At 73.4% G+C, this 20,197-nt stretch carries 15 protein-coding genes and 1 pseudogene; 5 read left to right on the forward strand and 11 right to left on the reverse strand.

From position 1 onward, the window contains the following. Positions 1 to 34 precede the first annotated feature (34 nt). Both MTQ10_RS31580 and hemG read left to right on the forward strand, forming a co-directional pair. On the forward strand, positions 35 to 136 hold the full coding sequence (locus MTQ10_RS31580; protein WP_374117562.1) for an aromatic-ring hydroxylase C-terminal domain-containing protein: 102 nt from the start codon (positions 35 to 37) through the stop codon (positions 134 to 136). Between the two features lie 114 nt (positions 137 to 250). After that, a complete protein-coding gene (gene hemG, locus MTQ10_RS04010) occupies positions 251 to 1,729 on the forward strand; it encodes a protoporphyrinogen oxidase (protein ID WP_247462263.1) in 1,479 nt (492 codons plus the stop codon). A gap of 65 nt (positions 1,730 to 1,794) precedes the next feature. On the opposite strand, the gene MTQ10_RS04015 is transcribed toward hemG, so the two are convergent. From MTQ10_RS04015 to MTQ10_RS04055, 9 genes and pseudogenes are all read right to left on the reverse strand, one after another. Further along, positions 1,795 to 3,546, reverse strand: coding sequence for an FAD-dependent monooxygenase (locus MTQ10_RS04015; RefSeq protein WP_247462265.1), 1,752 nt, complete (start codon positions 3,544 to 3,546; stop codon positions 1,795 to 1,797). 151 nt (positions 3,547 to 3,697) lie between these two features. Continuing rightward, positions 3,698 to 4,156, reverse strand: coding sequence for a pyridoxamine 5'-phosphate oxidase family protein (locus tag MTQ10_RS04020; RefSeq protein ID WP_236570316.1), 459 nt, complete (start codon positions 4,154 to 4,156; stop codon positions 3,698 to 3,700). 102 nt (positions 4,157 to 4,258) lie between these two features. Continuing rightward, positions 4,259 to 5,269: pseudogene (locus tag MTQ10_RS04025) on the reverse strand (GntG family PLP-dependent aldolase); the annotation flags it as partial. Between the two features lie 4 nt (positions 5,270 to 5,273). Further along, complete coding sequence (locus tag MTQ10_RS04030; protein WP_247462267.1) at positions 5,274 to 6,677, reverse strand: aldehyde dehydrogenase family protein; 1,404 nt, start codon at positions 6,675 to 6,677, stop codon at positions 5,274 to 5,276. Next, on the reverse strand, positions 6,674 to 7,771 hold the full coding sequence (locus MTQ10_RS04035; RefSeq protein ID WP_247462269.1) for a hypothetical protein: 1,098 nt from the start codon (positions 7,769 to 7,771) through the stop codon (positions 6,674 to 6,676). Before MTQ10_RS04035 ends, MTQ10_RS04030 begins: the two co-directional genes overlap by 4 nt. Next, positions 7,713 to 9,557 (reverse strand): asparagine synthetase B family protein, encoded by a 1,845-nt coding sequence (locus MTQ10_RS04040; RefSeq protein WP_247462270.1) that lies wholly within the window; start codon positions 9,555 to 9,557, stop codon positions 7,713 to 7,715. The genes MTQ10_RS04035 and MTQ10_RS04040 overlap by 59 nt, the downstream gene beginning before the upstream one ends. Then, the gene (locus tag MTQ10_RS04045) at positions 9,545 to 10,549 is read right to left on the reverse strand and encodes an alpha/beta hydrolase-fold protein (protein ID WP_247462273.1); all 1,005 of its coding nucleotides are present in this window, start codon (positions 10,547 to 10,549) and stop codon (positions 9,545 to 9,547) included. The genes MTQ10_RS04040 and MTQ10_RS04045 overlap by 13 nt, the downstream gene beginning before the upstream one ends. Then, positions 10,546 to 11,952 (reverse strand): MBL fold metallo-hydrolase, encoded by a 1,407-nt coding sequence (locus MTQ10_RS04050; protein WP_247462275.1) that lies wholly within the window; start codon positions 11,950 to 11,952, stop codon positions 10,546 to 10,548. The genes MTQ10_RS04045 and MTQ10_RS04050 overlap by 4 nt, the downstream gene beginning before the upstream one ends. Further along, positions 11,952 to 13,319: a formylglycine-generating enzyme family protein gene (locus MTQ10_RS04055; RefSeq protein WP_247462278.1), complete on the reverse strand. Its 1,368-nt coding sequence runs from the start codon at positions 13,317 to 13,319 to the stop codon at positions 11,952 to 11,954. Before MTQ10_RS04055 ends, MTQ10_RS04050 begins: the two co-directional genes overlap by 1 nt. A 323-nt stretch (positions 13,320 to 13,642) precedes the next feature. On the opposite strand from MTQ10_RS04055, the gene MTQ10_RS04060 reads away from it, so the two are divergent. After that, positions 13,643 to 14,443: a phytanoyl-CoA dioxygenase family protein gene (locus tag MTQ10_RS04060; RefSeq protein WP_247462280.1), complete on the forward strand. Its 801-nt coding sequence runs from the start codon at positions 13,643 to 13,645 to the stop codon at positions 14,441 to 14,443. 37 nt (positions 14,444 to 14,480) lie between these two features. Here the strand turns inward: MTQ10_RS04060 and MTQ10_RS04065 are convergent, their stop codons facing one another. Then, complete coding sequence (locus MTQ10_RS04065) at positions 14,481 to 15,758, reverse strand: ATP-grasp domain-containing protein (RefSeq protein WP_247462282.1); 1,278 nt, start codon at positions 15,756 to 15,758, stop codon at positions 14,481 to 14,483. Positions 15,759 to 15,834: 76 nt separating this feature from the next. Here MTQ10_RS04065 and MTQ10_RS04070 point away from each other — a divergent pair, with 76 nt between their 5' ends. Together MTQ10_RS04070 and MTQ10_RS31405 are read left to right on the forward strand one after the other, a co-directional pair. After that, positions 15,835 to 17,022, forward strand: coding sequence for an MFS transporter (locus MTQ10_RS04070; RefSeq protein WP_247462284.1), 1,188 nt, complete (start codon positions 15,835 to 15,837; stop codon positions 17,020 to 17,022). 83 nt (positions 17,023 to 17,105) lie between these two features. Beyond that, the gene (locus MTQ10_RS31405; protein ID WP_247462286.1) at positions 17,106 to 18,425 is read left to right on the forward strand and encodes a nucleotide disphospho-sugar-binding domain-containing protein; all 1,320 of its coding nucleotides are present in this window, start codon (positions 17,106 to 17,108) and stop codon (positions 18,423 to 18,425) included. Positions 18,426 to 18,562: 137 nt separating this feature from the next. On the opposite strand, the gene MTQ10_RS04080 is transcribed toward MTQ10_RS31405, so the two are convergent. Then, positions 18,563 to 20,110 carry an alpha/beta fold hydrolase gene (locus tag MTQ10_RS04080; protein WP_247462288.1) on the reverse strand — a complete coding sequence of 516 codons (1,548 nt, stop codon included), beginning with the start codon at positions 20,108 to 20,110 and terminating at the stop codon, positions 18,563 to 18,565. Positions 20,111 to 20,197: the final 87 nt, after the last annotated feature.

The raw sequence follows: 20,197 nt of genomic DNA on the forward strand, positions 1-20,197 counted from the left end.
GGGGCTCGGGAATGTTTAAAAGAGACGTGTCCTGATCCGCCCCGACGGCTACGTCGCCTGGACCTCCCCCGGCACCACCGACGACCTCACCCAGGCCCTGGAGCGCTGGTTCGGCACCGCCCGCAGCGTTCTCTAGGCGCTCTCGACCGGGGGGCTGGGCCCCCCGGCGAGACTGCCAGGGCCTGCCCCGGCGCCGGTCGGCGGCGCCGGGGCGGCCTCTGACGACACTAACCGCGAAGGATCTGGTGGAATGGCTGACACCGAACAGGATCAGGTGAGTGGAAAGCCCCATGTGGTCGTCATCGGGGGTGGCATCGCGGGACTGGCGGCGGCGTTCCGGCTCCGCGACGAGCCGGTCCGGGTGACGGTCCTGGAGGCGTCGTCCCGGCTGGGCGGGAAGCTGTCGGTCTCCGAGGTGGCGGGCGTCCCCGTCGACGAGGGCGCCGAGTCGCTGTACGCCAACCGGCGCCGGACCACCGGGCTGATCGCGGACGCCGGGCTCGGCGAGAAGATCATGTCCGCCGGCGTCACCGCGTCGGCGATCTGGAGCAGGGGCGAGGTCCGGCACCAGCCGGACCGTCAGTTCATGGGCGTGCCCTGCGACATGGACGACCTCGCCCGGTCGGGCGTCGTCTCCGCGGAGGGTGTCGAGCGGGCCCGGCAGGACCTGGTGCTGCCGTCGTTCGACCTGGAGGGCGACGTCTCGGTCGCGGACTACGTCGGTGGCCGCTTCGGCCAGGAGGTCGTGGACCGCCTGGTCGAGCCGTTCCTCGCCGGGGTGTTCGCGGGCCGTGCCGCGGACCTGTCGTTCGAGGCCACGCTGACGCCGCTGGCCAAGGCGGCCCGTGCGCACGTCTCGCTGGCGGACGCGGCGGCCTCCCTGACGCCCGTGCTCGCCGAGGGCCAGAAGCCGCCGCCCGTGCGGGTGGCGACCCTGGACGGCGGTTTCGGCTCGCTGCCCCCCGTGCTCGCGCGCGAGGTGCTGGCGGCGGCGCCCGACGCGTCGGTGCGCACCGACGCTCCCGTCCGCGAGCTGACCCGCGGCGCGAACGGCTGGCGGGTAACCGTCGGCACGGCCGCCGCCCCGGAGCACATCGACGCGGACGCGGTCGTCATCGCCGTACCTGCGGGCCCCGCGGGCAAGCTGCTCGCCCAGGTACCCGGAACCACCGCCGCCGTCTCGGCGTTCGCCGAGGTGCCGTACTCCAGCGTGGCGATGGTGACGCTCGCCTACCCGCGCTCGGCGTTCCCGGCCCCCCTGGCGGGCCGCGGTTACGCCGCCTACCGGGTGCCCGCCCCGGAGGGCAAGGCGGTCAAGGAGGTCACCTTCACCACCGTGAAGTGGCCGCACCTGGCCGGCGAGGTGGAGATCATCCGCTGCTCGATCGGGCGGTTCGGCGAGGAGCACCTGCTGGGACGCGACGACGCCGACCTCGTGGCGCTGGCGACGGCCGAGCTGGCCGAGGCCATCGGAGTGCGCGGCGCCCCGGTGGCGAGCCGGGTCAGCCGCTGGGCGGACGCCCTGCCGCAGTACACCGTCGGCCACTTCGAGCGGGTGCGGCGCATCCGCGAGTCGGTGGCCGCGCAGCCCGGACTCGCCGTCTGCGGCGCCCTCTACGACGGTGTCGGCGTCGGCGTGTGCATGGCCTCGGCCCGGCAGGCGGCCGAGCAGGTGCTGGACTGGGTGCGGCAGAACGCGCCGGCCCGCTCGGTGGCGGTCGGAGCCTGACCTCCCTCACGCAGAAGCGGCCGTGCCCTTCGGGGCACGGCCGCTTCTGTCTGTCTGTCGTGGTGTCAGCGGTCCAGCACCGCGGCGAACACCTGCGCCAGGGTCTGCTCGGCGTCCTGGCCTGCGCCCGTGCTGCGCCAGGCGACGTGCTGGTCGGGGCGGACCAGGAGGGCACCGGCGTCGGTGATCCCGCGGACGGCCTCCCAGCCGCCCTCGGCGTCGGCGTACTCGCAGCCGGCGCCGATGCGGACGGTCGCGATGGGCACGGAGAACTTCTCCGCCACCCGCGCGGCCGCCTCGCACCACGGCGTCCCCTCCGGACCGGTGATCAGCGTGAAGTCGCACCGCCCGGTGAGGTCCAGCGTGGACAGCCGCCGGTCGCCGGCGGTGATCCAGGCGTGCGGCAGCCGGTGCCCGGGCCGTGAGGTGGGCCGGTGCTCGTTGCGCATGGGGACGCGGGCCGGCGGCTCGCTGCCGTCCGGGACGAGCGCGCCGTCCTCGTAGTGGAAGCCCACCTCCATGTCGAGGGACTGGCAGCCCCCGCGGTGGGTGTGGAAGATCTCCAGGGCGCGCGCCCGCACGGTGTCGCCGAGCGGCGAGGGGTCGAAGTACGCCTCCAGGCGCTGCTTGCGGCGGCCCGCCGGGATGTTGTGGCCGGCGCCGATGGCGTCGATGACCGCCTGGTGGTGCACGGCGGCGGAGACCGCCCAGTCGACGTTCTCCCGGCCCACGGGCCGGCGCTCCGCCTCGTAGCTGTCGATGAGGCTGTCGGACGCGCGGCCGCCGAGCACCGCGGCCAGCTTCCAGGCCAGGTTGTGCGCGTCCTGGATGCCGGTGTTCAGGCCCAGGCCGACGGCGGGGGGCTGGCGGTGCGCGGCGTCGCCGGCGATCAGCACGCGGCCCACCCGGTAGCGGTCGGCGAGGTGCGCGTGCACGATCCAGTCCGTCACCTTGTGCACCGTCACCTCCAGGTCCGGGATGCGCAGCAGCTCGCGGATCCGGGGGACGACGTTCTCGTTGTTCCAGCGGCCGGCGGGGCCGGGGGCGAAGTGCAGGCCCCACTGCTCGCACTCCTTGCCCCAGCGCGGCCCCATCTCGATCAGGTTGCTCGACAGGTCGGGGTCCTCGGGGCTGAGGAAGTGCGTGATGAGCGTGCCCTCCTCCCACCACTCGGACAGGTCGGCGGAGAAGTACACAGTGGTGGTGTTGACCAGTCCGGGCGGGCCCTGCATCTCGATGCCGACCTCGGCGCCGACCGTGCGGCCACCGTCGGCCCCGAGCAGGTACTGCGCCTTGACGGTGGTGATCTCGCCCGTCTCCAGGTCGCGCACCTCGGCGAGCACGTGGTCGCCCTCGTCGGAGAACGAGGTCAGTTCGTGGTGGAACAGGATCCGCCCGGGATTGCGGTCCTCGGCATGCCGGCGCAGGATCGGCTCCAGCCACATCTGGGGCAGCTTGGCCGGCAGGACGGGCCCGGCCGCCGCGTAGGTCTCGCGCAGCGCACCGCCGCCGAAGGCGTCCATCTCGTGGATCAGGCGCCGGTCCAGGGGCCCGTCACCGGCGAGTGTGGTCTGCCAGCGCACCTTGCCGAACTTCTCCAGCGGCGCCGCCTCGGCGAGCACGTCGTCGGCGACACCGTGCTGCCGGAAGATCTCCATCGTGCGCTGGTTGAGGTAGTGCGCCTTCGGAACCCTCGATGTGTCCGGGTGCCGCTCCACCAGCAGATGATCGACGCCCTGGTCGGACAGGAAGACGGAGGCGGACAGACCGCATCCGCCACCGCCCACGATCAGAACCGGAACCTCGATGGCTCCCATATTCGCCCCTTAAGGATCGACCGATGCGTTGCCAGTCGCAGCCTGGCAAAGCCGTCTTCAGAAGCGGTCAAGCACGACTGGACCGCGCCCGCGCCGGGCGGTCACGCGGGTGACCGGCCGGCGCGGGCGGGGTGGTGTCGTCCCTGGCGGGTCAGCCGAGCCAGGCGCCGTCGCGCATGAGGTCACGTCCGGCCAGCTCGTTCGACTCCCGCCAGGCCTGGACGCGCCGGGGCCGGATCCGGAAGTACTGGTAGGGCTCGTCGAGCTTGCGGGGGTCGAACCCGGTCCTGGCCGCGAAGGCGTCACCCAGTTCTTCGCCCAGCTCGGTGACGTCCACCGGCTCGGCGACACCGTCGATGAGCACGACGTCACGGGTCGGCCCGAGGCCGAGCCGGACCCGCCCGTCGGCCAGCAGGTTGCGGCCGGTGACCGAGTCGCGGGGCGTGGAGACGAGGATCGCGTTCCCGTCCCAGTGGTAGGACAGTGGGATCAGGTGGACGCCGCGGGAGGCACCCGCCGTCGCCACCCACAGATCGACGTCGTTCTCCAGTCTCGCCCGAGTGTCCCGCAGCCGTTCCTCGAGTCCGCGCGCGGGTGGCTTCGTCGTCATGTCTCCTCCGTCAGTGCCGGGGGCGAGCCCCCTCCGGGTGGTCCTGGGCCGCCGGCCGGGCCCGGACACGGTGGCCGCGACGGCCGCCAGCGCCCGGACGGCCGCGCGTACCCCGATCATGTCGTGTGCGCGGTGGGTCACGAAGCGCACATGTCCGTTCGGCAGTGGCAGGACGCGCACGCCGTGGCCGGCCAGGCGCTCGGCGCACTCGTCGGCGCCCAGTCCCGTCAGCCGTGCCATGACCATGTTGGTCGGCCGGGGCGGGCGCATCACCTCCGTGCCGGGCACCGTGGCGAGCCCGGCGGCGAGCGCCGCGGCCGTCTCGTGGTCGGCGGCCAGGTCGGGCAGGCGGTCGAGCGCCACCAGGGCGGGCGCGGCGAGGACGCCCACCTGGTGCAGGGAACCGCCCAGCCAGCCCCTCAGCGCGCGAGCGCGGGCGACGTACTCGCGTGTTCCGCACAGCAGCGCGCCCGCGGGGGCACCGAGCCCCTTGGAGACGGAGAAGGTGACGCTGTCCGCCGGCCGGGCCAGGTGCGCGGGCGGCACCGCGAGCGCCACGGCGGCGTTGGCGAGCCTCGCGCCGTCGAGGTGCAGGTGCGCGCCGTGCCGGTGGGCCAGCGCCGCCACGGCGTACGTCGCTTCGGCGTCCAGGGCGTTGCCGGAGTGCATCATGGCGGTGTTCTCGACGCAGACCACGGCCGGCCGGTCCGCGCGGGCGGCGAGCAGCGCGGCCAGGGCGTCGGGGTCGGGCAGGCCGTCGGGGCGCTGCCGCACCGGCAGCAGCTCGATGCCGCCGAAGCGGCGCAGCCCGTCCGACTCCAGGAACGCCATGTGGGTGTCCGCGCCGGCGATCACCCGCGGGGCGGGCGATCCGGGTGGGCCGGCCGCGGCGAGCGGGGCGAGCAGATTGGCCATCGTGCCGGTGGGCGTGAACAGTGCGGCCTCGGTGCCGAGCAGGTCGGCGACCCGCTCCTGCAGGAGGGCGACCGTCGGGTCGTCGCCGTAGACGTCGTCCCCGACATCCGCCGCGGCCGTCGCCCGGCGCATCCGCGCGTCCGGCAGGGTGCGGGTGTCGCTGCGGAAGTCGAGGTGCGGGGGGCCGGTACGTGCCACGGTGTCACCGCCCCGGCCGGTGGGCCACCCAGACGGCGCGCGGCCTGGTGTAGCCGTCGACGGCGTGCAGGCCCAGCTCCCGGCCGTATCCGGACTGGCCGAGACCCCCGACGCTGACCGTCTCCTCGGTGTCGCCCCAGGTGTTCACCCAGACCATGCCGGCCCGCAGGGCCCGGGCGAAGCGCTCGGCGCGGTGGGCGTCCGAGGTCCACACCGACGCCGACAGCCCGTAGTCGGTGTCGTGCGCGAGGGCCAGGGCCTCGTCGTCGGTGGCGAACGACGCGACGGACAGCACCGGCGCGAAGATCTCCTCCCGCCAGGCGCGGCTGTCGAGGGGCGCCCGGTCGATGATCGCGGGGTGGACGAAGAACCCGCCGTCGAGGTCGTGCAGGACCGAGGAGCGGCCGGGCGGGAGGATCACCCGGGCACCGCGCTGTGCCGCCTGCGCGACCACCTCGGCCGTGCGGTCGGCGGCGGCCCGGCTGATCAGCGGGCCGAGGTCGGTGCCGGGGTCGGCCGGCCTGCCGACCTCGAGGGTGGCCGCGTAAGCGGCCACCCGGCCGACGAACTCCTCGTGCACGGCCCGGTCCACGACCAGCCGTGAACCCGCGACGCACACCTGGCCGGTGTTGCCGGTGAAGCCGGTGACGACGGCGTGAGCCGCCGCGTCGAGGTCGGCGTCGCGGAAGACCACGACGGGGCTCTTGCCGCCGAGTTCGAGGGAGACCGGCTTGAGGCCGTCCGCGCAGCGCCGCGCGACCTCGCGCCCGGCCCCCGTCGAGCCGGTGAAGGAGACCATGCCGACGGCCGGCTGGTCGCACAGCAGCCGGCCGGTCGCGGCACCGCCGTAGACGGCGGTGAGCACGCCGTCGGGGAGCACGTCGTCGGCGCGGCCGACCAGGCGGCGGATCGACAGCGGTGTCTCGGGCGCCGGCTTGACGACGACCGTGTTGCCGTGGGCGAGGGCGGCGGCGATCTTCCATACGGCCAGCAGGAGGGGGTAGTTGTTCGGCGCGATGGCCGCGCACACACCGACCGGCACCCGGTCGGTGTAGGTGCGCATGCCGGGGCCCGCCGGGTGGGTCTCCCCCACCGGGTACCGGGCCGCCGCCGCGAACCAGTCGACCACCTGGGCGGCGAAGTCGACCTCTCCCAGGGCGCGGGCGGTGGGCTTGCCCGTGTTCAGCCGCTCCAGCGCCGCGAGTTCCGTGCGGTCCTCGCGCAGCAGCTCGCCCAGCTCCCGCAGCAGGCGCGAGCGCTGGGCCGGGGATGTGTCGGCCCAGCCCTTGTCGAACGCCGTCCGGGCCCGGGCCGCCGCGGCGGCGACGCCGGACGCGTCGGTGTCCGGGACGTGGGTGACGGTGCGGCCGGTGGCGGGGTCGAGGACCGCACGGCCCGCCGCGGTCATCCGAGCACCGTCGCGTGGCCGGCGAGCCGGAGCCCGCGGTCGATCTCGGCGGCCAGACCGTGGAACTCCTCCGGGCCGAGGCCCGCTCCCGCGCTGCCGAGCAGCCGGAGGTCGTATCCGTCGGGGTGCTGCCACCAGGCGTCGCAGGCGCCGTACCGTGTGCTGAGGTGGCCGAGGTGGAGCGGACGGCCGCCGAGGTCGCGGATCTCGGCGGTGGCGGGGTGCTTGTCCCGCTGCGGGGGGAACGCGAGCCGGCCGCCGCCGGTGCGCTGCGCCGTCAGACGCAGCTCGTCGCCGGACGGCGAGGAGTAGACGACGTCCAGTTCGCGGACGGTGCTGCCGTCGCCGAACGTGGCGGCGCTCTCGGCGCGGAACTGCCCGGCCGCAACCGGCACTCCCTGGGCGGTGAGGAAGTCCACCACCTGCTCGGAGGGGACCCAGTCGCCCTCGTGCTCGCGCTCGGTCCGGTGGAAGCGGAAGACGCCGGTGGGCACCGACACCATGGCGGCCGGGTGCCGGGCCCAGTAGCTCAGGTCGGCGAACGGGGTGGCCAGCACCCTCGGCACGGCGTCCGGGACGGCCGGGCGCAGCGCGGCGAACAGCGCGACCAGCTCGTCGTCGTCGAACTCGCCCTCCAGGACGGACAGTTCGACGGTGGTGCGGGCCAGCCTGGCGCTCGCGGCGCGGTGGCCCAGGTAGTCGGTGCCGAGCCAGACGACGCGGCCCTCGCCGATCTCGGCCGGACGGGTCTCGCTGCCCCACAGGCAGGGGTGGTCGGCGGCGGGGAACGCCCAGTCGTAGAGGAACTGCTTCAGGCGAAGCCGCCGTCCCCCGCCGGAGATCTCGGTGCGGTAGCCGGCGGGGTTGGCGTCACTCCACGGGGTGCGGCCCTCGGCCGCCACCCGGCCGGGGGGTGCCTCGCGGCGCAGGGTGCCGACGCGCGTGTCGCATCCCGCGGGCAGCCGGGACGGCCGCCACAGCACGAAGTTGCACCAGTCCTGGGCGCGGGTCTCCTCGATCGCCGGGGGCACCGGGTCAAGATCGGCCGCGCGGTCCAGGACCTGCCAGCGCCACGGGGGTACGGGACTGCTCACCTTGACTCCTCGGGTGGGTGCGAAGCTCCGCGAGGTGGCCGAGCCAGGCGGAGGTCGAAGCAAGGAACATCCATTCGCCGACGCCCAGTTCGGCCCGGAGCCCGGCGGGCAGCGGCGGCAGGCCGAAGGGGGTGCCGAGCCCGTCGGCGAGGTCGGCCAGTCGGCGGACGTAGCCGGGGTCGGTGGGGGTCGGGAAGCCCTGTTTGGGGCGGTGGCGCACCGAGTCGGGCAGCAGGTCGGCGAGCGCCTCCTTGAGCAGGCCCTTGTGGCTGCTGCCGGGCTCGCCGGAGTCCTTCAGGTGCTCCGGGCAGCGGAAGGCCAGCTCGGCGAGGGCGACGTCCTGGAAGACGGGCCGGTCCTCCAGGGTGAAGGTCGCCGACGTGGCGTCGACCATGTCGTTGACGTAGACCAGGAAGCGGCGCAGCAGGTGGTGCCGGCCGCGTTTGAGCGGGGACGCGGTCTTGATCGCCCGGTACTCCTCCATGGTGCGCTCCCACACCAGGTCGGTGACGGTCGTCATGTCGACGCCGAGTTCGCGGGCCATCCAGCTCACCAGCCGGGCCCAGACGGGCCGTTCGTCGGAGTACAGCTGGTGGGTCAGGTAGTGGCGGCCGTGGATGAAGGTGGGCGCGTAGGGGTCGACGATCGGGAAGTACCGGCCGGCCTGGTAACCCCACAGTTCGTCGGCGCCGTGGCCGGAGTAGACGACCACGTTGCCGTCGCGGGCGATGGCGCCGTAGAGGTGGTGCATGGCGAGTTCTGCGCCGTGCAGCAGCGGTCGCATCAGCCGGGTGGGCAGGACGGGCACCAGTTCGGCGGCGCTTCGGCGGTCCAGGTCGCACACGGTCAGGGGTACGCCCAGACTCTCGGCGGCCTCGGCGGCGTGCGCCACGTCGTCGCCCGAGCCGCCGATGCCGTCCTGGTAGCGCAGCACGTACCCCTGGACGGGAACGTCCAGCGCGGTCAGGGCGGCCACGGCCGCCGTGCTGTCGACGCCGCCGCTGAGCACCGCCGCCCGCGGGACGTCGGACACGGCCCGCTCCGCGATCGCCCGGTCGAACGCCTCCCTGATCTCCTCGGCGGTGACCAGTCCGTCCACCGGCGTGGGCCGCCAGTAGCGGTGGGTGCTGGTGCCGGGGCGGTCGACCGACAGGTACTCGGCGGGCTGCAGGGCCCGCACGCCCCGCAGCCAGGTGTGGTCGTCGGCCGCGTCCATCCGGATCCAGGAGCGCAGGACGTACTCCTCGGGATCCACCTCGGGGGTCACCAGGCCGGTGCGCAGGAGCACGCCCGGCTCGGAGGCGAAGAGGAGCCCGCCGTGGGCGAAGGCGTAGAAGAGGGGTTTCACGCCGAAGTGGTCGCGGGCGAGCACGACGCGGCCGGTCCAGGTGTCGTGCCAGGCGAGGGCGAACATGCCGGACAGCGGCTGCAGGGCGGCGGCGGGATCGTCCTCGCGGCACACCTGCTGCAGGACGAACTCGGTGTCGCAGGTGGTGCTGCGGGGCCACAGCGGCGCGGCGGGCGAACGGGAGCCGTACACCTCGCCGTTGTGCACCAGGACGATGCGTCCGGTGGGGTCGGTCATCGGCTGGTCGCCCGCCTCGCTGCGGTCGCGGATCGCCAGGCGCGTCGCGCACAGCATGACGGTGCCGCACGCCGAGACGTACGGGGCGCGGGCCGCCTCGCCCCGGTGCGCCATGGCGTCGGTCATCGTGCGGCCGAGCGCGTCCATCCAGTCGGTGTCGCGCCGTCCCTCGAAGCTGATGAAGCCCGCTATGCCGCACACGCGCCGGCCTCCTTCTCCCCCCACACCCGCCACAGCTGGGCCAGGGCCTCGGTGAACACGTGCTCGATGCCGTGGTGGCCGCCCGCGTGCTCGCGGTAGGCGTGCGCGACGCCGTGTGCGTCGAGGGCGGCGTGCAGCGCGCGGACGCCCCAGTGCATCCCGTAGTCGTCGCGTTCGCCGACGGTGAGGTGGAGGAGGCCGAGGGCGGCGAGCCGGCCGGCGTGGGCGGGGAGCATGCGCACCGGGTCGTGGCGCAGCCACCGCTGCCACACCTCGTCGCGGAACAGGCCGGTGACGGGGTCGCAGGGCAGCGCGTCGGCGGGCGCGGTTCCGGGGGTGTCGGCGTAGCACATGCCCATCGCGACGAGGCTCATCGCCACCATGAAGGGCACGTCGTGCGGGCCGGTGTCACGGCGGGCCAGCAGTGCCTCGACGCCGCCGGCCGCCCGGACGGTGTCCAGCGCGGCGGGCAGCAGCGGCAGGTAGCAGTGCTCGAACCCGGCGTCGGGCGAGAAGGCGAGCACCGCCGAGAACAGCCCGGTCGTCATGCCCGCGACCAGGGCGCCGTAGCCGCCGCTGGACTTGCCCGCGACGGCGCGCCCGGCGGGCCCCGGCAGGGACGCGAACCGCCGGTCCACCTCGGCGACGACCTCCGCCAGGTGGCCGGCGTAGCGCCCGCAGGCGGCCGAGTCGATGTACTGCGAGCCGCCGTAGGCGGTCGTGCAGTCGGGTACGACGAGCAGTGCGGGCGGCACCCGGCCCTCCGCCATCGCCCGGCCGAGCCGGCCTGCGACCGAGTCGCCGAAGGCGAGCGGCCGGTGGGTGAGACTGGGCCGGGCGCCGAAGCCCGGCAGCCAGTACACCACCGGGTACCGGCGGACACCGTCGTACCCCGGCGGGAGGTGCACCTCGACGCTGCGGCGGTGCGGGTCGCCCAGCGGGTTGCCGCGCAGACAGGCGCTGTCGAGGTCGAACAGGACCGGCTCGCTCATGGCCTGCTCTCCTGGCGCAGCGCGCGTTCCACGTGGCGGGTGTAGAACGACGGGTGGTGGAAGACCGCGGAGAGCAGCACGCCGTCGCTGGCCCACAGCCCGAAGGAGCTGCCGAACAGCAGGTCGGCGCCGAGCATGGCCTCCAGGGTGGAGGCGGCGATCTCGGTCCAGCCCTCGCCGCCGGTGAGGTGGCCGCGGGCCGGTCCGGGGCCCAGCCGGGTGATCCGGCCGGTCACCGGGTCGAGCAGGAAGGACGTCTCACTGCCGTCGTCCTCGTACAGCGAGACGACGTGGCGGCCGGCGCCATGGTCCAGTGCCCGGTACCAGTAGTCGGTCGCCACCAGCCGGTCCAGCAGCTCGCGCAGCATGTCCTCGGCGTCGCGGGTCTGACGGCCGTACCGGTCGCGGGAGGCGTCGAACGGCGGTACGGGGGTGTCCGGGTCGAGGGTCACCGCGGCGTAGACCTCGTCGAAGTCGTACGCGCCGGGCGGCACCGGTCCGTCGGCCAGGGCGGCCTTGCCGTCCTTGACCTCGATCACCTGTCCGGGACCCCACAGCAGGCCGTCGCGGCCCAGCTCGTCCAGGCGGCGCAGTGCCTGGACCGGGGTGAAGGGGAAGATGGTGCGGTTGCACCAGTCGTAGTCGGACGTGCCGTCGCCGCTGATGCGCCAGCCGAACGAGGAGGGCACGGTCAGGGCCGCGGGGAGCGCGTCGATGTACCGGTCGAAGTTGGCGACGGCGCGGGCGCGCACCGCGTCCGGATCGGTCAGCGGGCGGCGCTCGGTGAGCACGCCGGGCGGCGAGATGCTGTGCGCGGGGACGAGCAGGACGTCCAGCCGCGGCGCGTCGGCGCGGCGGAAGGCCGCCACGGTGTCCTCGTGCAGGAGCGCGTCGCCGCACAGCATGACGGCCGCGTCGTCGGTCTGCACCAGCACGCTCATCTCGGGGAAGGACACCGCCGAGGGGAACGTCCGCAGGGTCGTCCGGCCCAGGGTGAGGGTGTCGCCCGGGGTCACCGGCTGAAGGTTCTCGTAGCCGAGGCGGCGCAGGGTCCAGGCGATGGCCTGGTGTCCGAGACCGGACGCGGTCAGTTGCGGCGGGACCGGGCCGGTGGGGTAGACGCAGGTGACCTCAAAGCTCTGGCGCGGGCTGTCGTCGAAGTCCACGTCGGCGCCGTCGACCAGGCGCAGCAGCGAGGGGAAGTGGTGGTGGTCGAAGTGGTGGTGGCTGAGCACCACGTAGTCGACCCCGTCGTCGAGGACCTCACGGACCAACCGGTCCGGCACCGCCGGGTGGTGTTCCCAGAAGCGGTCCAGGCGCTGGGTGAGCCAGGGGTCGAAGAGGATGCGTTCCGTCCCCGTGTCGACGAGGACGGCGGCGTGGCCGAGGGAGATCAGTCGCATCAGTCGCTCGCTTCGTACACGCAGCGGAAGCCGACCTCGTTGTGCCGGTCGGTGATCAGGTCCTTGCCCCGGTAGAACGTGGTCAGGCAGGACCGCGGGGAGGTCCAGGTGCCGCCGCGCAGCACGTGGAAGGCTTCCTTGCGGTTCATGAAGTCCAGCGGGTGCCGGCCCTTGAAGAAGGGGTCCATGTCGTCGCCGGTGTAGTAGTTGGTCCGCGTCAGCTCCCAGACGTTGCCCGACATCTGCAGGGCGCCGTAGGGGCTGGCGCCCTGCGGGAGGGCGTCGGCGGGCAGCACCGGGTGAGCGGGGTTGTCGCCCTGCGAGACGGTGACGAGCAGCGCCTCCAGGGAGTCGAGGTCGGCGACCTCCTCGCCGAAGGACCGCTCCACGTAGTTCACCCGGTCCGGGTCCCACTCATCGCCCCAGGGGTAGCGGCGGCCGTCCACGCCACGCGCGGCCTTCTCCCACTGGACCTCGCTGGGCAGCGAACCGCCGGCCCACTTCGCGAAGGCGTACGCGTCGTACCAGTCGATGCCGACGACCGGCAGGTCGGGGGCGTTGAACCGCGGGTCGTGCCAGTGCGCCGGGCGGTGCGAGCGCTCCAGCGGCTGGTCCGGGTGGTCGAACTCGCCGGAGTCGCCGACCTCGTCGAGGAAGGCGCGGTAGCGCGCGTTGGTCACGGTGGTGCGGTCGATGAGGAACGCGGGTACGTCCACGGCGCGCAGCGTGCTGTCGTCCTGGGCCATGCGGAAGGCGTCGGGCTTCTCGTCGGCGCCGATGATGGCCGGGCCGCCCGGCACCAGGACGACGTCGGTGTTGCGCCGGGGACGCTTGCGCGCGGCCTCGATGCGTGCCCGCATGTCGGAGAAGTACTCGTCCTCCAGGCGGCGCAGTTCGGCCGGGTCGCGGGTACCGAAGACGGCGATGAGGGCCCGCTTGGTGAGTGCCGCGCCGCAGCCGACGGGCTTGCGCGTCCAGTCGGGGCGGGTGAAGTTGCTGGGCCAGCCGGAGATGCGGATGAGGTCGGGTACGGCGGCGGCGATCCGGTGCTCCGCGATGACCTTCAGCGCCGTGAAGGCGACCCAGTCGACGGTGTCGTGGGTGGCGGCGGCCACGGCGGTGTCGGCCGCCGGGTCACCCGCGTGATGCCTGGCCAGCAGGCGCACCGCACCGGCTCGCACCGGCCATTCGGGGTGGGTGACCGCGACAGACGCCAGCAGCGGTATCCCGTCGGCGGCCCGCCCCCGGTCCTCGGCCAGCGCGACGACGCGTTCCACCGACGCCCAGTAGCGCTCGTCGGTGGAGTCGTCGATCTCCAGCAGATCGGCGGGAATGTCGATGACTTCTGAAACGCGATTACCTACCATCTCAGCCTCTCTCGGACGACGCGCCGCCCGCACAGATTTGGAATTCCATACGGGCGGCGCGTTTCGCTGGTCAGCGGATTACCACTTGCTGGTCTCCTGCTCAGCGTCACGGGTGTCGATGAAGTCGCGGTCGCTCATTTGTCACTCCTTCCTCCGTATCGGTTGCCGTGGGCCGGATCGGCCGCACGGCCCGGAAGCATACGAAGAGCACGGAAGGCGCGGCAACGGCCTTGATACGCGGACGTTGAACATGAACATTTCCGTGGTAATGGCGGGTCGGCCGGCGGCGATCCGAGGCGGGACGTGGGGACGAGGAGAGAAGAATGAACGGCACGCATTACCGGGAAGTGCGCGACAACGGATTCATGCGGCTCGACGGGCTGGTGGCGGGCGAGGCGCTCGCCCGGCTGCGCGCAGCGGTGGCCGACCTGGAGGAACTGGCCCGCGACCGCACGGTCTCCGGCGGGAACTTCGTCCTGGAGGCCCCCGGCATCGGCGGCTGGGCGGCCTGGCAGCAGGGTGCCGAGGCCCTCCCCGGGGTGCTGAGGTCGGCCGACCGCATCCACGAGCACGTCCCCGAGTTCGCGGCCGTCCAGCGGTCGCTGGACCTGGCCGGCGGGCCGGTGGCAGGGGCCGCCGGGAGCCCGGGCACCCTGGTCAACGCGTTCCTGTGGGCCAAGCCGCCGGTGGTGGGGTCGGCCAAGCCCTGGCATCAGGACATCGCCTTCGCGCCGCCCTCGTTCGGCGCCGAGGAGCACGGCATCGTGACGATCTGGATCGCGCTGGAGCCGGCCACCGTGCGCAACGGCTGCCTGGAGTTCATCCCCGGCTCCCATCTGCTCGGGCTGTTCCCGCACACCGGGGACCCGGAGCGTCTGCCGGGCGAGCCGCCGCGGGCGGGCGCGGTGGAGCCGCACGTCGCGGACGGGCACCTGCCGCGCACGGCCGACCCGGTCGCCGTACCCCTCGATCCCGGTTCCGCCGTGATGTTCGACGGCCTGGTGCTGCACCGTTCGGCGCCCAACACCACGGCGGCGGAGCCGCGTACGGCGGTCAGTTTCGTCTACCGGGTGCCGCGGCCCTCGTGGACCCGGATGGAGCCGGCCGCCGTGGTCCGGGCCTGACGTTCGACCGCGGCGGATCCGCAGTCGAACGCGGGCGTCAGGAGTCCGCCCCGCCGTCGAGGCGGTAGAACGCCTCGCCGTCGAGGTGGCGGATCGTGTTCAGGTCGCGCTGCACCACCTCCTCCAGGTCGTGCAGCAGCCTCACGACGAGCGGATAGGTGAGGTCGTCGACCGTGCGGCAAATCCGCTGACCCGGTTTCACCAGCGTGATCAGGCTGTGGAAGCTCTCCAGCCGCTCGATCTCCTCGATGCCCCGGTACTCGCCGAGCACGCCCTCCACCGGCGAGACCATGCCGAAGATCGCGCTGTACCGACGCACCCGGTACGGCGTTCCGGCGCGGGCGTGGAACCGCTCGGGCCGCAGGTAGGCGTCGACGGTCCACTCCAGCTGGGACTCGCCGATGCCCAGGCCGGCGCAGTCCGGGATGCCGCCGCCGGCGATCCGGGCACCGACTTCGACCAGGCACGGCCCCTGCGGGGTCATCCTGATCTCCAGGTGTGCCGGGCCGTGGCGGATGCCGAGGGCGTCGAGCACCTGGAACGCGTAGTCGCGCAGCGGCTCCACGACCCGGCTCGCCGAGTCGGTCAGCGACAGGGCGTCGCAGAGGTCGACGACCCCGTTCGCGGTGAGGCGGCCGGTCCGCCAGACGTCGCACAGGTGGTGGCGGCCGTCCCGGCTGACGGTGTTCACCATGTACTCGGTGCCCGGCAGGTACTCCTGCGCCACGGCCCCCTTGTTGGGCTGGGAGAAGATGTTGTCGGCATCGGCGATGGAGCGGAACGCCGCCACCGACTCCTCCGGGGTGTCGCAGAAGAAGACGCCCCGGCTGCCCGCGCTGCGCGGCGGCTTGACGACGACGCGCCCGCCCAGTTCGCGGTGCCAGGCGGCGAGTTCGTCCGTGTCGGTGACGCGCAGCTGCCGGGCCGCGCGCAGTCCCGCGGCGCGCACCGCCTCGACCATGAGATGTTTGTCGCGCCGCGCGGCGCTGAGGGCGGTGCCGTTGCCCGGCAGGCCGAGCCGTTCCGCGAGCAGGTCCGCGAACTCCACCCCGCTCTCCCCGCCCGCGACCACCGCGACCGGCGCGAACGCCTTGACAGCCGCCACCGTGGCCTCCAGGTCGCCGTCGTGCACGATATCGGCGACGAAATCCTCCGGGACGTAAGGCGATGCGCGGTACAGGTACGGAACGTCACGAGTGCTCTGCACCCGGACAATGGAACTTCCCTGTTCCAGGAATTTCAGGACGAGTGAGCGGGCCGCGGCCCAGGCGTCCACCATCACGATGCACGGGCGTCCATCCAATGCTGCTGTCATGTGTTCAAAGTAGAGAGATCGATTCCTCGCCGAAAGACGTTCAACTCTGGGATCCTCCCCCTCGGAGGAGTGCCTGATGACGTCTTTTCTCGCAGGAGTGCGCTCGCCGCACTGCACCCCGGTATTGCTGTTCGTCAATACCTTCGGCAGTTTTCTGGTCCTGGTGAGCCTTTCCACGCTCGTGGGGTCGGCCACCGGATCGGGGCTGCTCGCGGCGGCCGTGCTGAGCGCGCCGTGGCTGCCCGCGCTGCTGCTGGCCGGACCGCTCAACCGACTGCTCGCCCGGCACGCCCCGGAGCGGCTCGTGCGGCTGGCCGAGGCGGCGAGCCTGGGGCTGACCGCCGCGGCGCTCGTCGCCCCGCAGCGGGCGCTCCTCGCGGTCGCCGCCGCACTCCTGCTGGCCCGTGGGTACTTCGAGGCGGTCACCCGCTCGGCCACCGCGCTCGTGCTGCGCGGCACGGTGCCGGAGCAGCGGCTGGACCGGGCGAACACCGTTGCCGAGATCGGCAAGCTGACCGGCCTGAGCGTCGGCGCGGCCCTGGCCGGCCCGGCCGCGTCGGTGCTGTCGCTGCGCGGACTGATCGCGGTGAACGCGGCGACGCTGGTGCTCAGCGCGCTGCTCGCATGGGCGCTGCCGTCCGCGCCGAAGCAGGCCGCCCCCGCGGACGATGCCAAGGCCACCGCCCGGCCGCGGGTCGTCGATCCCGTGCTGCGCCGGCTGTTCGCCCGTTTCCTGCTGGTGTCCTTCTGGCAGGGCTTCCACACGGTGGCCGTCACCGTCGTCCCGATGCAGGTGCTCGGCGGCGGCACCCGCCTGGTGGGTGTGTTCGTCGCCGTCTCCTCGGTGGCGCTGTTCACGGGGTCGCTCGCCGCCCTGCCGGCCCAGCGCCACCTGACCCGGGTGCCCTCGGCCGTCTGGGCGGTGCTTCCCATGGCGCCCCTGCTGGCGGCGGTACTGGTCGGCCGTACGGTGCCGACGCTTGTGCTGTACGCGCTGTTCCTGGTCCTCTTCGAGGTGGCCTACCTGCACTACAACAACCGGCTCCTGGGCACGGCCCGCCCCGCCGACCTGCCGTCGGTGGTGACGCTGCGGGCCACCCTGCTGCCCTCGGGCGTGGCGGTCTCCATCCTGGCGCTGGGTGCGCTGTGCGACCTGGTGGGGCCGGTGTCCACCGCTTCCCTGGTGGCCGTCGTCACCGTCCTGGTCACCGCCTCGACCGGCACCGCCGGGCCCGCCTGGCGGCGACGCGTGCAGGACGCCTGACCAGGACGGCGAGGGCCGCGCGGGCCGGGCAGTGCGGCGTTCGCCCCTGACTCCCCGTTCCCGACTCTCAAGGAAGTGCCATCGTGCGGGTCCTCGTGGTGCCGTTTCCCTGGAAGGCTCATGTGTTCAATCTCGTGCCGCTCGCCTGGTCGTTGCGGACGGCCGGGCACGAGGTACGGGTGGCCTGCTGGCCGAACCTGCTCGACGTCGTCGCCTCGGCCGGGCTGACGGCCGTGGGCGTCGGTCCCGGCGAGACACCGGAGGTGCGCAGACAGCGGGACCGGCGCCAGACGTCCGAGCGCGCCGCCGCGGCGAAACGTGCCCCGCAGCAGGGGCTCGACCCGCTGTTCGACATACGGCCGGATCGCGAGCGGCTGGACTGGGAGCAGGCCTGCCGGGTCTTCGACGACCTGGTGCTGCCGCAGGCACGGCGCTCCAACGACTCGATGATGGACGACCTGGTCGCCGCGGCCCGCGCCTGGCGGCCCGACCTGGTGCTGTGGGGCGCCAAGGCGTTCGCGGGCGCGGTGGCCGCCGAGGCCGTGGGCGCGGCGCACGCCCGGGTGCTGTACTCCGTCGACGTCTACACCCGGATGCGGGAGGACTTCCTGCACGCCCGGGCGCAGCAGCCGCCGGAGCGGCGCACCGACGCGATGCGGGACTGGCTGGCCGGCTGGGCGCAGCGGTACGGCGTCGCGTTCTCCGAAGACCTGGTCAACGGCCAGTTCACCGTCGCCCCGCTGCCCGAGGCGTTCCGGCCCGATCCGGGGCCGACCGTGCTGCCGGTGCAGTTCGTGCCCTACAACGGTCCGGCCGTGGTGCCCGGGTGGCTCGCCGGGCCGCCGCCGGCGCCGCGGGTGCTGATGACGTTCGGCGACTCGGTCGACGACCGGCCGACCCGGCTCCCGCTGCCCGTGGAGGGCATCCAGGACATCCTCGGCTCGGTGGCCGGCCTGGAGATGGAGCTGGTGCTGGCCGTGCCGCCGGAGGTCCGCCAGGAACTGCGGGAGGTGCCGGCCAACACCCGCCTGGTGGAGTCCGTCCCGCTCGCCGAGGTGCTGCCGACGTGCTCGGCCGTGGTGCACCACGGCGGCACCTGGTCGTTCGGCTGCGCACTGCGCCACGGCGTGCCCCAGCTGCTGATCAGCCGGGCTTTCGACGCGCCGCTGAAGTTCCGGTGCCTCCGGGCCGCGGGCGCGGGGCTCGCCATGACGCCCGCCGAGGCGGACGGGCCGGCGGTCCGTGCCGCCCTCGTCCGCCTGCTGCACGACGCGGACCTGCGGGCGAACGCGGTGCGGCTGCGGGAGCAGATGCTGGCCCTGCCCGCGCCCAACGACCTGGCGCGGACGCTGGAGACCCTGACCGCCGCCCACCGGGCGGGGCCGGTGCCCGCCCTGCACTGACCGGCGCTGACCGGCGCGGGCCGGCCCTGACCGGCGCGGGCCGGCCCTGACCGGCGCGGGCCGGCCGGGCGGGCCGGGCGGGCCGGGAACGCGGACGGGCCCCGCGTGCTCCACACGGGGCCCGTCCGCCGGTTGCGTCAGGACGCGGGGACCGGGTCGGCCGACGCCTGGCAGACGGCGTCGATCCCCTTCTTGGAGGCGGGACGGGTGCCGTCCCGGAAGAAGTCCCCGACGTACTTGTTGAGGCAGGTGTTGTTGTTCGCCGACAGCGCCGCACCGACGTTGTGGCCGCCCCGCTCCAGCACCAGCCGGGAGTTGGGGAACAGCTTGTGCGTCTCGACGGCGCCGAGGGTGCCGTGCGCGGTGTCGAACTGGGGCTGCACCAGCAGCACGCTCACGTGATTGTTGCCGACCGCGAACGGCTTGTTCCGCGCGGGCTGCGGCCAGAACGCGCACGGCGCGTTGTACCAGGCGTTGGGCCAGGTCAGGATCCGGTCACCGGCGTTGTACTGGCGCCAGTGGTCCTTGCTCCAGCGGTTCCAGTCCCGCGGCCAGGGGCCGTCGAGGCAGTTGACCGCGTTGGTCATGGCGTGCCGGTTCTGGTGCGGGAAGCCCGGCGGGGAGAAGGCGGCCCGCAGCGACGCCGGGTCCTTGCGCACCACCCAGTCGGAGAGCACCTCGGCCCGCGAGAGCCAGGTCCAGCTGCGGTAGACGACCGGCTCGAAGATGTCCGCCCACTCCATCGGGCCGATCTTGCCGTCGAGGGGCGCCGTCTTCAGCGCGTCCCGCCCCTTGTAGTAGTTCGCCTTCACCTTGTTCGCGGTCGTGCCCAGCCCGTAGACGGAGTCGTACTTGGCGACCCAGGCGAAGAAGATGTTCGCGTTGCGCTCGAACAGCTCGTTCTTGCTCAGGCTGTTGCGGTAGCCCACGGTGCTGGGGCGCACCACGCTGTCCAGCACCATCCGCTTCACCCGCTGCGGGAACAGCGTGGCGTAGACCGAGCCGAGGTAGGTGCCCCAGTCGGTGCCGAAGTAGGTGATCTTCTCCTGGCCGAGGGCGATCCGCATCCGGTCCAGGTCGCGCGCCGCGTCCTCGGTGCTCAGGTGGCGCAGCACGTCGCCGTACTCCGCGCCGCAGCTGTCGGCGTAGGCGCGGGCCCGGTTCACCCACTCCTGCTCGGCGGCCCGCGTGCCCGGCACCGGGTCCGGCTGCGCGTGCCCGGGGTCGATGTAGTCGACGTCGCAGACCACGGCCGGCTCGCTGGCGCCGACGCCGCGCGGGTCGAAGCCGATCCAGTCGTAGGCGGCGCCGACGTCCTGGGCCAGCCCGGTGGTGCCCTGGGCGTACCGGGTGGGCAGGTCACGGCCGATGCCGCCGGGCCACTGGCCGCGGTTGAGGATGACGACGCCCTTGTACTCGCTGTCGGGGACGGTGTGCTTGGCCCGCGTCAGCGCCAGGCTGATCTGCCTGCCCTCGGGGGCGTCGTAGTCGAGCGGCACCTGCACGGTGCCGCATTCCAGGCCATCGAGCATGTCGCCGAGGACCGGATCACCGCCCGCACACGGCACCCAGTCGACGCTGCCGGTGGCCGGCCCAGCCGCATCGTTCGCCACCGCGACCGGGGTGACAGCCGTACCCACCAGCGCGGCCGCGACCGCCGGTATGACCCACTTTAGCTTTCTCACGAAATTCCCCTCCTAGTTCAGCGCGCTCGCAGCCTGGCACCGGTCCGTCGGTTCAGGCTCAAGAACGCCTGGAAATCGCCTTGAGGC

This window comes from Streptomyces sp. XM83C, from assembly GCF_023072675.1.
Classification (GTDB): Bacteria; Actinomycetota; Actinomycetes; order Streptomycetales; family Streptomycetaceae; genus Streptomyces; species Streptomyces thermocoprophilus.